The sequence below is a fragment of the Lentzea sp. NPDC054927 genome, assembly GCF_053610285.1.
This window is the reverse complement of sequence record NZ_JBSGXZ010000078.1, coordinates 1-14188: the sequence shown is the minus strand read 5'-3', so window position 1 is coordinate 14188 and position 14188 is coordinate 1. Positions and strand designations below refer to the sequence as shown.

At 67.7% G+C, this 14188-nt stretch carries 15 protein-coding genes and 2 riboswitches; of the genes, 10 read left to right on the top strand and 5 right to left on the bottom strand.

Going from position 1 to position 14188, the window contains the following annotated elements; all coding sequences use genetic code 11:
• Positions 1–879 precede the first annotated feature (879 nt).
• Positions 880–1230, bottom strand: a complete 351-nt coding sequence (locus ACWGE0_RS44850; protein ID WP_093597143.1) for a hypothetical protein — start codon at positions 1228–1230, stop codon at positions 880–882.
• Positions 1231–1327: 97 nt separating this feature from the next.
• Here ACWGE0_RS44850 and ACWGE0_RS44845 point away from each other — a divergent pair, with 97 nt between their 5' ends.
• On the top strand, positions 1328–1840 hold the full coding sequence (locus tag ACWGE0_RS44845; protein WP_452266951.1) for a DM13 domain-containing protein: 513 nt from the start codon (positions 1328–1330) through the stop codon (positions 1838–1840).
• Positions 1841–2056: 216 nt separating this feature from the next.
• Positions 2057–3007 carry an AraC family transcriptional regulator gene (locus ACWGE0_RS44840; RefSeq protein ID WP_452266950.1) on the top strand — a complete coding sequence of 317 codons (951 nt, stop codon included), beginning with the start codon at positions 2057–2059 and terminating at the stop codon, positions 3005–3007.
• 1 nt (position 3008) lies between these two features.
• Here the strand turns inward: ACWGE0_RS44840 and ACWGE0_RS44835 are convergent, their stop codons facing one another.
• From ACWGE0_RS44835 to ACWGE0_RS44820, 4 genes are read right to left on the bottom strand one after another with little or no spacing between them, the layout of a single operon-like run.
• The gene (locus ACWGE0_RS44835) at positions 3009–3137 is read right to left on the bottom strand and encodes a hypothetical protein (RefSeq protein ID WP_319969542.1); all 129 of its coding nucleotides are present in this window, start codon (positions 3135–3137) and stop codon (positions 3009–3011) included.
• A gap of 59 nt (positions 3138–3196) precedes the next feature.
• Positions 3197–5224, bottom strand: coding sequence for a 3-hydroxyacyl-CoA dehydrogenase NAD-binding domain-containing protein (locus tag ACWGE0_RS44830; RefSeq protein ID WP_452266949.1), 2028 nt, complete (start codon positions 5222–5224; stop codon positions 3197–3199).
• A 1-nt stretch (position 5225) separates the two neighbouring features.
• On the bottom strand, positions 5226–6428 hold the full coding sequence (locus tag ACWGE0_RS44825; RefSeq protein WP_319969544.1) for an acetyl-CoA C-acetyltransferase: 1203 nt from the start codon (positions 6426–6428) through the stop codon (positions 5226–5228).
• Between the two features lie 56 nt (positions 6429–6484).
• Positions 6485–6919: an N-acetyltransferase family protein gene (locus ACWGE0_RS44820; protein WP_452266948.1), complete on the bottom strand. Its 435-nt coding sequence runs from the start codon at positions 6917–6919 to the stop codon at positions 6485–6487.
• Between the two features lie 105 nt (positions 6920–7024).
• Here ACWGE0_RS44820 and ACWGE0_RS44815 point away from each other — a divergent pair, with 105 nt between their 5' ends.
• The 8 genes from ACWGE0_RS44815 to glyA all read left to right on the top strand — a co-directional run bounded on the left by ACWGE0_RS44815 (position 7025) and on the right by glyA (position 13955).
• Positions 7025–8161: an acyl-CoA dehydrogenase family protein gene (locus ACWGE0_RS44815; protein ID WP_452266947.1), complete on the top strand. Its 1137-nt coding sequence runs from the start codon at positions 7025–7027 to the stop codon at positions 8159–8161.
• A complete protein-coding gene (locus ACWGE0_RS44810; protein ID WP_452266946.1) occupies positions 8158–9282 on the top strand; it encodes a CaiB/BaiF CoA transferase family protein in 1125 nt (374 codons plus the stop codon). Before ACWGE0_RS44815 ends, ACWGE0_RS44810 begins: the two co-directional genes overlap by 4 nt.
• Positions 9283–9619: 337 nt before the next feature.
• A complete protein-coding gene (locus ACWGE0_RS44805; protein ID WP_406601601.1) occupies positions 9620–9799 on the top strand; it encodes a hypothetical protein in 180 nt (59 codons plus the stop codon).
• 164 nt (positions 9800–9963) lie between these two features.
• Positions 9964–10458 (top strand): helix-turn-helix transcriptional regulator, encoded by a 495-nt coding sequence (locus tag ACWGE0_RS44800; RefSeq protein ID WP_319969549.1) that lies wholly within the window; start codon positions 9964–9966, stop codon positions 10456–10458.
• Between the two features lie 98 nt (positions 10459–10556).
• On the top strand, positions 10557–10937 hold the full coding sequence (locus tag ACWGE0_RS44795; protein WP_452266945.1) for a hypothetical protein: 381 nt from the start codon (positions 10557–10559) through the stop codon (positions 10935–10937).
• A gap of 14 nt (positions 10938–10951) precedes the next feature.
• Entirely contained in the window at positions 10952–11254 is a 303-nt protein-coding gene (locus ACWGE0_RS44790) for a DUF3817 domain-containing protein (protein WP_452266944.1), read from the top strand.
• Positions 11255–11299: 45 nt separating this feature from the next.
• A riboswitch (glycine riboswitch) is annotated at positions 11300–11390 on the top strand.
• A 1-nt stretch (position 11391) separates the two neighbouring features.
• Positions 11392–11482: riboswitch (glycine riboswitch) on the top strand.
• A 99-nt stretch (positions 11483–11581) separates the two neighbouring features.
• Positions 11582–12676: a glycine cleavage system aminomethyltransferase GcvT gene (gene gcvT, locus ACWGE0_RS44785; RefSeq protein ID WP_452266943.1), complete on the top strand. Its 1095-nt coding sequence runs from the start codon at positions 11582–11584 to the stop codon at positions 12674–12676.
• Between the two features lie 13 nt (positions 12677–12689).
• Entirely contained in the window at positions 12690–13955 is a 1266-nt protein-coding gene (gene glyA, locus ACWGE0_RS44780; protein WP_452266942.1) for a serine hydroxymethyltransferase, read from the top strand.
• Positions 13956–14188 lie beyond the last annotated feature (233 nt).

The following is a 14188-nucleotide window of genomic DNA, read 5'->3' as shown; positions in this document are numbered from 1 at the left end:
GTGTCAACTCGACGAAACGCGTGTCGAGTTGACACCCCTGACCTCGTGCAGCAAGAGCTGTGGCACGACTCGTGACGGGACCACCCACCGGAACCTTGCGTTTCAGGCAGCTCGGCTTCGCCATCGCCTAGAAGCGGCTCGCCTCGGTCCAGTCCGCCTCGGTCCAGTCCGCCTCGCTTCAACCCCGCCCCGCCCCAGCCATCTGCTCCGGCCACTTTGTCGCCGTGTGATCAGCTTCGCCGGAGTGTCAGCACTCGCGTGAGTGTCGGCCGCGCGGGAGTGTCAGACCTGCTGAGTACGTTGGGTCGCGGGGGAGCTGAAATCGAAGGGGACCCCTGCGTGAGCCTGCGTTTGGGCTGGTCAGCCCAGGTTTTTGCAGGTGGGTGGCGGCAGTGGGTTGAGAGGGCTGCACGGCCAGCCGGACGAGGTTGGGGTCGCCGTGGTTTCGGCTGGTTGGGGTGGGGGTGGGGCCGGGTTCGTCACGGCTGGGGGTGGGGTGGTGGTTTTCTTCGGCTGTTGGGTGCTTTGGGTTGAGCTGTTGGGGCTGCTCGACGGCTGGGTGGTGGAGGCGGAGGGGCTTGCGGTTGAGCTTTGGGTTGATCTCGGGGTGGACGTTGTCCAGCTGGATTCGGGCGTTCTGCTCAGCGGATCGTCGTCGGCCACGCCGTGGATCGCCATTCCCACCAGCACTCCGAGCAACGCGGACCCGAGCACGGCGGAACCACCCGCGGCCCACAGTGCGCGCACAGCAGATCTCCTCACATGCTCACGATTGGAAGTCGGGCGATCACGCTCAGATTACCGGGTAGACCGGTTGCAGGAGAACGCTCACCTGCTTGCCTTATCGGCTCCTTGATGGCCCCGGTTGAGTGATCGCCGTCACTGATCTGTTATCCGGGCCAGTACCAAACTGGCCCCGGAAAGGCCTGCCACCAGCACGGTTCCGGTCAGATGCCACGTCGGAGCGTCACCCGAGCAGGTGAACACCTCGGTGAAGCGTTCTGAGGAGCAGGTGACGAACGGGACCGAGGAGAGGGCGATCGAGGAGGCCGCTACGCCGCCCAGTAGGGCGGAGCCGAACGTGCGCATGAGGGGGAACGCGGCGTTGGCTGTGCCTACTGCTGCGATGGCGAACAGCAGTGGGACTGGTCTGGGGAACAGGCCGGTCAGCGCGCAGCCGACCATCAGGACGCCGAGCACGGCCTGGCCGATCCTCGCCTGTGTCGCCACGGCAGGGACCCTAACAACTCCGTAAGCTCTTTTCGGTCCGGTTTGGGCCAGTATTTTCGGTATGCCGCATCGCCGATTCCTGATCCCCGTCGCAGTTGTGCTGGTTGTCGCGCTCGGTGTCGGGTTGTACCTGTTCCAGCCGTGGCGACTGCTCACGGTCCGCGAAACGCACGACGCGCTGCTCGTGCCGCCCGCGCCTGTGTCGACGAGTGCGGAGACGACCGCTCAGGCCACTGCACCGGCGCCTGTCGAGAAGCCGGCGGAAACCGCCAAAGAGGTCGCGACGGGCCAGTGGCGCTCGCTCGAGCACGCGACCACGGGTAAGGCGAGCCTCATCAAACTGCCTGGTGGCGGGCATTCGGTCCAGTTCGCGGCACTGGACACGAGCGACGGTCCTGACCTGTACGTATACCTCTCGCCGCATGCCTCCAGTGCGTCCGAGAAGACTTTTGGTCAGGGATTCACCAGTCTTGGCAAGTTGAAGGGAAATCGTGGCGACCAGGTGTACGAAATTCCCGCCGGCGTGGACGTTTCCGCCATTCGGAGTGTCGTCATCTGGTGCCAACGCTTCTCGGCGGGCTTCGCCGTAGCACCTCTGGAACAAGCATGAAACATCGCGGCGGACTTGCTCTCTTCACACTATTGACATTCTTGGTCTAGACCACATAACGTTATGGGAACGGACACAACATCGTCCCTTGCCAATGGGCGTGCGGAAGCCCCGTTGGCGAGGAGTACGGCTCACTGGGTGGGCCTTCATCGGCGGTGACGCGACTCCAACTCTCCCCGGAGCCGCGTCACCGCCGGTGGCGTTTTACTGTTGTTCGTGCACACCCGGACCGTGGCGATCCACTACGTGCGCGCGGCACTCCGCGCGTGCCCGTCGCCGTCTGACGTGCTCGGCGGTGCGGGCATTCCAGCCAGTCTTCTCGCCGACGACCGTGCGCGTGTCACGCCCGCGCAGTACACGAAGCTCATTCAGACGCTTTGGGAAGTTCTCGACGACGAGTTCATGGGGTTCGGGCCACGGCCGTCGAAACGCGGCACGTTCGCGATGATGTGCCTGCTGGCCGTGCACTGCCCGGACCTCGAGTCGGCGCTGCGCCGTGGGCTCGCCTTCTACGCGCTCTTCGACGAACCGTTGCACCTGTCGCTCGACGACGGTCGTTTCGAGTTGGACGTGCCCGGAGACCCCGACCACTTCCTGACCGAGTCGCTCCTCGTGCTGTGGCACCGCTTCTCGTCGTGGCTGATCGGCCGCCGCATCCCGCTGCAGGAGGCCGGGTTCGCCTACCCCGAACCGGCGCACGCCGCCGAGTACCACCTGATCTTCGGGTGCCCGCTGAAGTTCGACGCGCACGCCACCGCGATCGCGTTCGACCCGAAGTTCCTGCGCATGCCGGTCGTGCAGGACGAGGCGGGGCTGCGCCGGTTTCTGCGGCACTCGCCGGCGGAGTTGTTGTCGCGCCGGGACCACGGGGCGGACACGGCCGGGCACGTGCGGCGGCTGCTCGGGCGCGGGGTGACCGGACTCGAGGCCGTGGCGGCTCAGCTCGGGGTGTCGGCGCCTACGTTGCGCAGGAGGCTGGCCGCGGAGGGGACGTCCTTCCGCGAGGTGCGCGAGCAGCTGCTGCGCGACCAGGCGGTGGCGTCGCTGGTGCGGGGCGGGGAGTCGGTGGAGGAGCTGGCGCTGCGCCTCGGGTTCTCCGAGGCGAGCGCCTTCCACCGGGCGTTCAAGCGGTGGACCGGGTCGTCGCCGGGCTCCTACCGGGCCTGACTCACCACTCCCAGGTGTCCCCGACGGCCACCGTGTCGGTGCTCGGCAGCAAGGTGTCGATCGAGGCCGGACCGGCCAGCGCCAGCATCGCGGCGGCAGCGGACACGACTGCAGTGAACAGTTTCTTCATGAAAAGAGAATGCGGCCGCCCCAGGGACGGCCGCAAGATCTCCAAAACGTCCTAAAACGTCAGAACTTGTCCCGCTCGCGCAATGAGACCGGCGGGCGGAACCGCTCCCCGTAGGTGTCGGCGAGGTAGTCCGCGCGCTCGACGAACGCCTGCACGCCGTACGAGTTGATGAACTGCAGCGTGCCACCGCTCCACGGCGCGAAGCCGAACCCGAAGATCGAGCCGATGTTCGCGTCCGCCACCGACGTCAGCACACCTTCGTCGAGGCACCGCACGGTTTCCAGCGCCTGCACGAACAAAAGGCGATCGCGAACGTCCTGTTCGGACACACCGGCGTCGGCCTTCGCGTACCGCGTCGCCAGCTCCGGCCACAAGAACTTCTTGCCGCCCTCGGGGTACTCGTAGAAGCCCGCGCCGGTGGACTTCCCGGCACGCCCCAAGCCCACCATCTCGCGGATCAGGTCGTAGGCCGCGCTGTCCGAGACCAGCGACGGGTCGTCGGCGACCGTCTGGTCGTGGATCTTCAGCTGCAACGACAGCGTGACTTCGTCGGACACCGCCAACGGCCCGACCGCCATGCCGGACTTCTTCGCGACGTTCTCGATCAACGCCGGTGCGACGCCCTCGGCCAGCATCGAGATCGCCTCGATGACGTACGTGCCGAACGTCCGCGAGGTGTAGAAGCCACGCGAGTCGTTGACCACGATCGGCGTCTTGCCGATCTGCCGCACGTAGTCGAGCGCCCGCTGCAACGTCTCCTCGGACGTCTTCTCGCCGCGGATGATCTCCACCAGCCGCATCTTCGGCACGGGGGAGAAGAAGTGCAGGCCGATGAACCGCTCCGCGTCCGGTACCGCCGTCGCGAGTCCGGTGATCGGCAGTGTCGAGGTGTTGGACGCGATCACCGCGTCCGGCAGCGCCTGGGACTCCGCGGCCCCCAGCACCTTGTTCTTCAGCTCGCGGTTCTCGAACACCGCCTCGATGATCAGGTCGCAGCCCGCGAGGTCCTCGTCGGAGTCGGTCGGCTTCACGCCGTCCAGGCCTCCAGCGCCCTTCTGGGCGGCTTCGAGGGTCACGTCCTTCAGGACGACCTCGATACCGGCCTTCGCGGACACCTCGGCGATTCCAGCGCCCATCATGCCCGCGCCCAGCACGCCGAGCTTGGCCACGCGCTTGCCCGTCGACGACGCACGGCCGTTGACCTCGTTGAGGTTGAACCAGAACGCGGTGATCATGTTCTTGGAAACCTGACCGGAGGCCAGTTCCACGAAGTAGCGGCCCTCGATCTTCAACGCCGTGTCGAAGTCGACGTAGGCACCCTCGACCGCGGTCGCCATGATCTTCTCCGGCGCCGGGTACACGCCGTGCGACTTCTTGCTCAGCACGGCGGGCGCTGCGGCGAGCAGGCCGTAACTGTTGGGGTCGCCGAACTTCAGGTCCGGCACACCCGCGCCCTGCACGTCCCACGGCTGCGTCGGCGCCGGGTTCGCCTTGATCCACGCGCGGGCCTCGGAGATCAGCTCCTCGCGCGTCTCCACGACCTGGTGCACGATCCCGGCCTGCAGTGCGCGTTCCGGCCGCAGCTGCTTGCCCTCCATGAGCAACGGCAACGCCTTCTGCACGCCGAGCAGCCGCACCATGCGCGTCACGCCACCGCCACCGGGCAGCAGGCCCAGCGTGGCTTCCGGCAGGCCGACGCGGATGCTGTTGTCGTTCAACACGATCCGGCGGTGCGAGGCCAGCGCGATCTCGAAACCGCCACCGAGCGCGGAACCGTTGATCGCCGCCACGACCGGCTTGCCGAGCTTCTCCAGGCGCCGCAGCTGGGACTTGAGCTCCTCGACGCCTTCCAGCGCCTGCGAGGCGTTCTCCGGGGTGATCGCGATCAGCACGTTCAGGTCGCCGCCGGCGAAGAACGTCTTCTTGGCGGACGTGATGATCACACCGGTGATCTCGTCACCCTCGAGCCTGGTGACGGCGTCGCCCATCAGCTCCTGGTACTCGGTGTTCATCACGTTGGCGGAGCCGGACATGTCCATCGTCAGGGTGACGATGCCGTCTGAGTCCTTGTCGTAGTGGAAAGGCATCTCAGACCCTCTCGATGATCGTCGCGATACCCATGCCGCCGCCCACGCACAACGTGGCCAGGCCGCGGCGCAGGTCCCGGCGCTCCAGCTCGTCCAGCAGCGTCCCGAGGATCATGCAGCCGGTCGCGCCGAGGGGGTGGCCGAGCGCGATCGCGCCGCCGTTGACGTTGACCTTGTCCTCGGGGATGTCCATGTCCCGCAGGAACTTCAGCACGACCGACGAGAACGCCTCGTTGACCTCGAACAGGTCGATGTCCTCGACCGAGAGCCCCGCCTTGTCCAGCGCCTTGCGGGCGGACGGCGCCGGTCCGGTCAGCATGATCGTCGGCTCGGTGCCCACGACCGCGACGGACACGATCCGGGCTCGCGGCGTCAGTCCGAGAGCCTTCCCCGCCGCCGCGGAGCCGATCAGCATCGCCGCGGCGCCGTCGACGATCTGCGACGAGTTGCCCGGCGTGTGCACGTGGTTGATGCGCTCGACGGTGGGGTAGCGGTCGATCGCCACGGTGTCGTAGCCGAGGTCGCCGTGGAACTGGAAGCTCGGCTTCAACCGGCCCAGCGACTCCACAGTGGACTCGGGACGGATCGTCTCGTCCTCCTTGAGCACCACCGTGCCGTTCTGGTCGATCACCGGCACCACGGACCGCTCGAACCGGCCGTCCTTCTGCGCCTCGAACGCGCGCACGTGCGACCGGGCGGCCCACGCGTCGACGTCCGTGCGGGAGAAGCCTTCCAGAGTTGCGATCAGGTCGGCGGACACGCCCTGCGGCACGAACGACAGGTCGAAGTTCGTCGCGGGGTCGATCGCCCACGCGCCACCGTCGGAACCCATCGGCACGCGCGACATCGACTCGACGCCACCGGCCACCACCAGGTCCTCGAACCCGGAGGCGACCTTGGCCGCCGCGAGGTTCACCGACTCGAGGCCGGACGCGCAGAACCGGTTGAGCTGCACCCCGGCCGGCCGCTGGTCCCAGCCCGCGGCCAGGACCGCGGTGCGGGCGATGTCGCCGCCCTGCTCGCCGAGCGGCGACACGACGCCGAACACGACGTCGTCCACCGCGGAGGTGTCGAGGGAGTTGCGTTCGGACAGCGCGCGCAGCACCCCGGCGGCGAGAGCGACGGGCTTGACGCTGTGCAGCGACCCGCGCTTCCCCTTGCCGCGCGGCGTGCGCACCGCGTCGAAGATCAAGGCTTCGCTCATGGCACCCACGCTAGGCCCGCTGTCTCGAGCTGGCCATGACCGTGAAGGGTGACCGATTAGCTCACCACGAACTCCATGTGCTCCGGCTCGAACGCGTCCACGAACCCAAGCCGCTCGTAGAGCCGCCGCGCCGGCAGGTTGTCGTCGTACACGCGCAGCCGGACGAGCTTCCAGCCCTCTGCCGCCGCCCACGCCAGCAGCGCGCGGACCAGCGCTTCGCCGAGCCCGCGGCCGCGGTGCGACGAGCTCACCCACATCGAGAAGAGGTAGAGGCCCTGCGGCTCCGGCGCGCCCGCCACCAGCCCGACCGGCCCGTCGTCGAGAGCCACCAGCCGCACGCCCTCCACGAGCTTGGCCCGCCAGTCCGCCTCGGTGTACTCCTCTTCGCGGGCGAGCGTCGAGCCGAAGTCGTCCGGGTCGCTGGCCAGCGCTTCCAGCCGGATGTCCCGCCACAGCCGCCACTCGTCCGGCGTGACCTGGTGGATCTGCATGCGGAGCAGTCTGGCCGACGGGGTGGGAATTTCGCTCAGTTTTTCGGGTGACGCCCTGGCGCGCCGGTCATGGCGTGGATCACCGCCCGGTGGTTTCGTGAACGCATGGCAGAGCGTCGATCGCGGTGGATGGACAGCGACCTGGACCAGTTGCGCCAGCTCGCCCGCACGTTCATGGAGAAGGAGGTCACGCCGCACCAGGAGCGCTTCGCCGAGCAGAAGCAGGTCGACCGCGACCTGTGGCGCAAGGCCGGTGACGTCGGGCTGCTGTGCCTGAGCATTCCGGAGGAGTACGGGGGCGGCGGCGGCACGTTCGCACACGAGGCCGTGTTGTTGGAGGAGCAGGCACGCGCGGGCGACAGTTCGTGGGGCAACAGCGTGCACAGCGGCATCGTCGCCCACTACCTCAACTCGTACGGCTCCGAGGACCAGAAGCAGCGCTGGCTGCCCAAGCTCGCGTCCGGCGAGTACGTCGGCGCGATCGCGATGACCGAACCCGGCGCGGGCTCCGACCTCCAGGGCATCCGCACGAAGGCGATCAGGGACGGCGACGAGTACGTCATCAACGGCTCGAAGACGTTCATCACGAACGGCGCGCACGCCGACCTGGTGATCGTGGTCGCCAAGACCGACCCCGCCCAGGGCGCGCAGGGCATCTCGCTGATCGTCGTGGAGAACGACATCCGGCGCGGCCGCGTGCTCGACAAGGTCGGCATGAAGGGGCAGGACACCGCGGAGCTGTTCTTCGACGACGTCCGGGTGCCCGCCGCGAACCTGCTGGGCGACCAGGAGGGCCTCGGGTTCGTCCAGCTCATGCACCAGCTGCCGCAGGAACGCCTGATCATCGGCGTCTGCTCGATCGCGGGCATCGAGGCGGCCGTCGGCGTGACGCTGAAGTACGTGAAGGAGCGCACGGCGTTCGGCAAGGAGCTGATGAAGTTCCAGAACACCCGGTTCAAGCTCGCCGAGTGCGCCACCGAGGCAGCCGTGACCAGGGCGTTCATCGACGAGTGCATCGAGAAGCACTTGAAGGGCGAGCTCGACATCCCGACCGCCGCGATGGCCAAGTGGTGGGCCAGTGACCGGCTGGGCAAGGTCGTCGACGAGTGCGTGCAGCTCTTCGGCGGCTACGGCTACATGAACGAGTACCCGATCGCACGTGCCTGGTCCGACGCCCGCGTGCAGCGGATCTTCGGCGGCACGAACGAGATCATGAAGGAAATCATCGCGAGGTCCCTGTGAGCGGGCCTCTCGCAGGACTTCGCGTGGTCGAACTGGCAGGGCTCGCTCCCGCGCCGTTCGGCTGCATGGTGCTCGCGGACCTCGGCGCGGAGGTCATCCAGGTGCACAAGCCCGGCAGCCACCCGACGGTCCCCGGTGACTTCCTGACCCGCAACCGGCGCTCGATCGCAATCGACACCCGCAGGCCGGAGGGTGCCGAGCTGGTGTTGCGGCTGGTCGAACGCTCGGACGTGCTCATCGAGGGCTTCAGGCCGGGCGTGACCGAGCGGCTGGGCATCGGTCCGGCGCAGTGTCTGGCCCGCAACCCGCGCCTTATATATGGACGCATGACCGGGTGGGGGCAGGACGGGCCGCTGGCTCAGCGCGCCGGCCACGACATCAACTACATCGCCGTGGCGGGTGCGCTCGACCCCGTCGGACGTGCCGGTGGGCCGCCCGTCTTTCCGGTGAACTTCCTCGGCGACTTCGGCGGGGGAGGCCTGCTGCTGGCCCTCGGCGTGCTCGCCGCGCTGTACGAACGCGAGCGCTCGGGGCGTGGCCAGGTGGTCGACGCGGCCATGGTCGACGGGGCGGCGTTGCTCACGACGTTCCTGCACGGGATGAAGTCCGCGGGCATGTGGCAGGGCGGGCGCGGCGAGAACATGCTCGACGGTGGAGTGCCGTTCTACGACGTCTACGAGGCCGCGGACGGGCGGTACGTGGCGCTGGGCGCGCTGGAGGAGAAGTTCTACGCCGACCTGGTGGCCGTGCTGGGTCTGGAGGACGCACCGTCGCGCAACGACCCGGCGAACTGGCCTGAGCTGCGCGAACGCATCGCGGCGGCGGTGAAGACCCGGACGCGGGACGAGTGGGCGGACCTCGCGCGGGACACGGACGCGTGCCTGGCACCGGTCCTGACCCCTGCCGAGGCGGCGCGGCATCCGTACAACGCGGCGCGTGCCTCGTTCGTGGATGTCTCGGGGTCGTTGCACCCGGCGCCGGCGCCTCGGTTCGACCGCACCCCGACGGCGGTTCCTGCGCCCCCGGTAACGGCCGGGGTGAACACCGGGGAAGTGCTTGCCGACATGGGTGTGGCGGAGGCCCAAATTATGGAACTGCGGCGGGCAGGAGTAATTGGATGAATGCTCGCGTGCGTATTAATGGAGACACGACGGCGTGACAGAGCGTGATGTCGGCGGTTCGGCATCCGGGTGAGGCCCGGTGCAACAGTGTCTGGTCCAAGCTGTGGGATGCGAGGGAGTCCGTGTTCACCTCGTGCCCAGGACATCGGCGCAGTTGAGGCCCCTCTTTAGCCGCCATTCGGGTGACATTGGCCGTCGTGCAGGCGTGCGCCGCTGGTGGATCCTAGGAGCAGTTGGGCGTGGTCGTTGTTCATCGCAAGGGTGAATGAGGGACCATGACGGGTGACACGGGCGGTCCGCCGCCTGACCGGTGAGCGAGATGGACGGAGAGGTACCTGTGAACCTCAAGAAGGTGCTAGTGCTGGCGGGCGTCGCGCTGGTGCTGTTCCTCCTGATCACCCAGCCCGAGCAGTCCGCTTCGGCGGTGCAGCAGGTTCTCGGCTGGCTGCGTCAGGGCGCGGAGTCGATCATCACCTTCATCAGGAGCCTCTTCGGGACGGCAACGCCGATCAGCTAGTGACCCTGGGTGATCTTCGGCCGTTCGCGTTGAGCCGGATGGGTGGAATGAGGCCAATCACGCACTGGTAACGGGTGTTCTGGGGATTCAGGGTCTGGCGATTGTCAGACCTACCGAATACCTTCCGCTGCAATGGCCGATCCCCGACCGACGAGGAGGCACATATGGTCGAGGACTCCGGGGTCCACGAGCTGTTGCAGCAGTGGGCGGCTGAACGGTCTGATGACGCAGAGATGCAGGAGGTGAACCGGATCAAGAACGCATGGCTCGCTGAGGCTCCCCCCTCGGCGCCTGGCATCCCCGCCCAGCGGGGAAGCAGGGGCGGGTCGTCGCGTGGCTTGGTCAAGGTCGACTCGGCGGATCCGGCCTACGTGGCCGCGATGCGCAAGCGGGCGCCGGAGGCACCCGAGGCACTGCTCGCCGCCGCGGCGAGCTACTGGCAGCTGGTTGGCGACGTCGCCGAGGCCGAGCAGTGGTGGGACGCGGGCATCAGCCCGTTGGACCAGCGCGCGCTCGACTACCGCGCGGCTGGCCTGTCTCCTGCCGACCTCGGGCGGCGCCTGGGACCGATGACGGTTCTCCAGCACCTTCGCCGCGGTTCTGCCGCAGCCTGGTGTGTTGCTCGTCTGCAGAGGCAGCGCCGGGACGGCGTGGCATAGGTGGGAACGGGCTGTCGGAGGCGGCAGCCCTGTATCCACACTGCGTCCCTCACGGGCGGCCTCCTCTGCGGAGGCCTCACCCAAGTAGTGTGGAGGCCGTGCGCGGCCTCCTTACTCCCCAACGAGTGTTGATCGGGCTCGGCTGCCTGGTCGCACTGATCGCCTGTTGCGGGCTCGCGTGGTGGCAGTGGCAGCGCTTCGAGTCCGCCAGCGGCACGTTCCAGAACCTCGGCTACGTGCTCCAGTGGCCGCTCTTCGGCCTCTTCCCGGCCTTCATGGTGTGGCGTTTCCGCCGTTTGGCGCGCCAGAACCGTGACGCGGATCTCGCACCCGAGCCGGTTGCGCCCGCTCCTGGGCCAGTGGCTACCGTTGACGCCGTCAAACCCGCGCCTGTCGAGTACTTCGACGACGAAGAAGACGCGGAGCTCGCGGCCTACAACCGCATGCTCGCGAACCTCAACGCGCGGGACGGTCGTTGAGCGAAGGCGGGCAGATGAAGGGTGCGTTGACCCGGTTCAGGGTCATGGCTTACGTGGTCGGAGTCTTCCTGCTGCTCCTGGTCGTGGCCATGGTGCTCAAGTACGCCGCGGACATGGGCGGGGCGATGAAGGTCGTCGGCCCGATCCACGGCTTCCTCTACGCCATCTACCTGGTGATTTCCGTCGACCTCGCGCTGAAGCTGCGCTGGTCGATCAAGGGCACCGCGCTCGTGCTGCTCGCCGGCACCATCCCGTTCCTGTCGTTCTGGGCGGAGCGCAAGGTGGTCGAGAAGACTGCGCAGGGCGTGCCGCTGTGACGTTTGGCCTGCTAGCGTCTGGGGCTGACAACTGAACACGGCCGTCGATGTCGCGCGGGAGAGTCCCCTTCAGCGGGGACGCCGAAGGAGCAACTCCTCCCCGGAATCTCTCAGGTACAGGTACCGCACGACGAAGGCAACTCTGGAAAGCAGGCTGCTCGGCAGCCTCGCCCACGGTGCAAGTCGCGCTCCGCGCGGCGAAGCTCTCAGGCTCATGACAGAGGGGGAGGCTCGCTCTAGTGAGGAGTCTCCGATGGACCGTGTCATTCTTCTGATGCCTCAGCCGGCCGCGTCCGGCTCTTCGGCGCACCCTGGAGGAGCGTTCTGATGTCCCGCCTCACGCCTCTGAACGCCGAGCACGAGCAGCTCGGCGCGATGTTCACCGACTTCGCGGGCTGGCGGATGCCGCTGCGCTACTCCAGCGAGCTCGCCGAGCACCACGCCGTGCGCACCACCGCGGGCCTGTTCGACCTCACGCACATGGGTGAGATCGTCCTGACCGGACCGCAGGCGGGCGAGGCGCTCGACTACGCGCTGGTCGGCCACATCTCCGCGCTGGCCGTCGGCAAGGCCCGCTACACGATGATCACCCAGGCCGACGGCGGCGTGATCGACGACCTGATCGTGTACCGCTTGGGCGACCAGGAGTTCATGGTCGTCGCGAACGCCTCCAACGCCCTCGTCGTCGCCGAGGCCCTCGTCGAGCGCGCCGCCGGTTTCGACGTCGAGGTCGCGGACAAGTCGACCGACTACGCGTTGATCGCGATCCAGGGCCCGAAGTCGGTCGAGATCCTGTCCGGGCTGACCGACACCGACCTGTCCACGGTCAAGTACTACGCCTCGTACCCGTCCACCGTGGCCGGCGTCGACGCGCTGCTCGCGCGCACCGGTTACACGGGCGAGGAAGGCTTCGAGCTCTTCGTGGCTCCGGCCGACGCGCCCGCCGTGTGGGCCGCGCTGCTGTCCGCGGGTGAGGCGCACGAGCTCAAGCCGTGCGGACTCGGCTGCCGCGACACGTTGCGTCTCGAGGCCGGAATGCCGTTGTACGGCAACGAACTCACGACCTCCCTCACGCCGTACCACGCTGGTCTGGGCCGTGTGGTGAAGCTCGAGAAGCCGGGCGACTTCGTGGGTCGCGACGCGCTGACGAAGGTGGCGGAGTCCGAAGTGGACTCGGTCCTGGTAGGACTGAAGACCCCCGAGCGCCGCGCCCCGCGCCACGGCTACGCGGTGCTGAACGGCGACGAGGTCGTCGGCGAGGTCACCTCGGGCGCCCTGTCCCCGACGCTGGGCTACTCGGTCGCCATGGCCTACGTGTCCAGGGCGAGTGCCGAGCCCGGCACCCCACTGCTGGTCGACGTCCGCGGCAAGAAGCAGCCGGTCGAGGTCGTCGCACTTCCGTTCTACAAGCGCGCCAAGTAGGGAGATCTTCCAGATGTCCGACCAGTTCAACGCCTCCCTCGCGGAGTACGACCCCGAGGTCGCCGAGGCCGTTGCCGCCGAGCTGGCGCGCCAGCAGGGCACCCTCGAGATGATCGCCTCGGAGAACTTCACCCCCGTCTCGGTGCTCCAGGCACAGGGCTCGGTGCTGACCAACAAGTACGCCGAGGGCTACCCCGGCCGCCGCTACTACGGCGGCTGCGAGCACGTGGACGTCGTCGAGCGCCTGGCCATCGAGCGCATCAAGTCGCTCTTCGGCGCCGGTTTCGCCAACGTCCAGCCGCACTCGGGCGCGCAGGCGAACGCCGCCGCGATGTTCGCGCTGCTCCAGCCGGGCGACACGATCCTGGGCCTGGACCTGGCGCACGGCGGTCACCTGACCCACGGCATGCGCATCAACTTCTCCGGCAAGCTCTACAACGTCGTGCCGTACCACGTCGCTGACTCGGATGGCCGTGTCGACATGGCCGAGGTCGAGCGCCTGGCCGCGGAGCACCGTCCCAAGCTGATCGTCGCCGGGTGGTCCGCCTACCCGCGTCAGCTGGACTTCGCCGAGTTCCGCCGGATCGCGGACTCGGTCGACGCCTACCTGATGGTCGACATGGCGCACTTCGCCGGCCTGGTGGCCGCTGGGCTGCACCCGTCTCCGGTGCCGCACGCGCACGTCACGACCACCACTACGCACAAGACCCTTGGTGGTCCTCGTGGTGGCGTGATCCTGTCGAACGAGGCGGACATCGCCAAGAAGATCAACTCGGCGGTGTTCCCCGGGCAGCAGGGTGGTCCGCTGGAGCACGTGATCGCGGCCAAGGCCGTGGCGTTCAAGCACGCGGCTTCGCCGGAGTTCGCTGACCGGCAGCGTCGTACGTTGGAAGGTGCGCGGATTCTGGCTGAGCGGTTGTCGCAGGCGGATGTCGCCGCGGCTGGGGTGAAGGTGCTGACCGGGGGCACTGATGTGCACCTGGTTCTGGTGGACCTGGTTTCGTCCGAGTTGGACGGTAAGCAGGCTGAGGACGTGTTGCACCAGATCGGGATCACGGTGAACCGCAACGCTGTGCCGAACGACCCTCGTCCGCCGATGGTCACCTCGGGGCTGCGGATTGGGACGCCGGCGTTGGCGACTCGTGGGTTTGGCGAGGTGGACTTCGCTGAGGTTGCTGATGTGATTGCGGAGGCGTTGAAGCCCGGGGCTGCGGTTGAGGAGTTGCGGGGGCGGGTTGAGGTGTTGGCCGCCAAGCACCCGTTGTACTCGACGCTCTGAGGTAGTTGGCGTTCTGAGTGGTTTGAGTGTTTCTGATCTTGTCGGACCCCCTGAGTAGCGTTTGGGCTCAGGGGGTCTTCCTTTTGGGGGGACGCCTGCGTCAGCGTGTGGGCTGAGGGCTCTGCCCTCAGACTCCCGACACTCCCAAAAGAGCCCCCTACGCCACGGGCGGGTTGATGGCACGCCTGTTGCGTTGGGCGGAGTTGCGTTGCGTAGGTGGTTGCGTTGGGTGG

Bases quoted from the DNA above. Each gene is read 5' to 3' on its own strand.
- gcvT (WP_452266943.1), top strand. From the start codon at position 11,582: ATGTCCCGCCTCACGCCTCTGAACGCCGAGCACGAGCAGCTCGGCGCG.
- ACWGE0_RS44825 (WP_319969544.1), bottom strand. From the start codon at position 6,428: ATGAGCGAAGCCTTGATCTTCGACGCGGTGCGCACGCCGCGCGGCAAG.
- ACWGE0_RS44815 (WP_452266947.1), top strand. From the start codon at position 7,025: ATGGCAGAGCGTCGATCGCGGTGGATGGACAGCGACCTGGACCAGTTG.
- ACWGE0_RS44790 (WP_452266944.1), top strand. From the start codon at position 10,952: ATGAAGGGTGCGTTGACCCGGTTCAGGGTCATGGCTTACGTGGTCGGA.
- ACWGE0_RS44820 (WP_452266948.1), bottom strand. From the start codon at position 6,919: ATGCAGATCCACCAGGTCACGCCGGACGAGTGGCGGCTGTGGCGGGAC.
- ACWGE0_RS44830 (WP_452266949.1), bottom strand. From the start codon at position 5,224: ATGCCTTTCCACTACGACAAGGACTCAGACGGCATCGTCACCCTGACG.
- ACWGE0_RS44800 (WP_319969549.1), top strand. From the start codon at position 9,964: ATGGTCGAGGACTCCGGGGTCCACGAGCTGTTGCAGCAGTGGGCGGCT.
- ACWGE0_RS44835 (WP_319969542.1), bottom strand. From the start codon at position 3,137: ATGAAGAAACTGTTCACTGCAGTCGTGTCCGCTGCCGCCGCGATGCTG.
- glyA (WP_452266942.1), top strand. From the start codon at position 12,690: ATGTCCGACCAGTTCAACGCCTCCCTCGCGGAGTACGACCCCGAGGTC.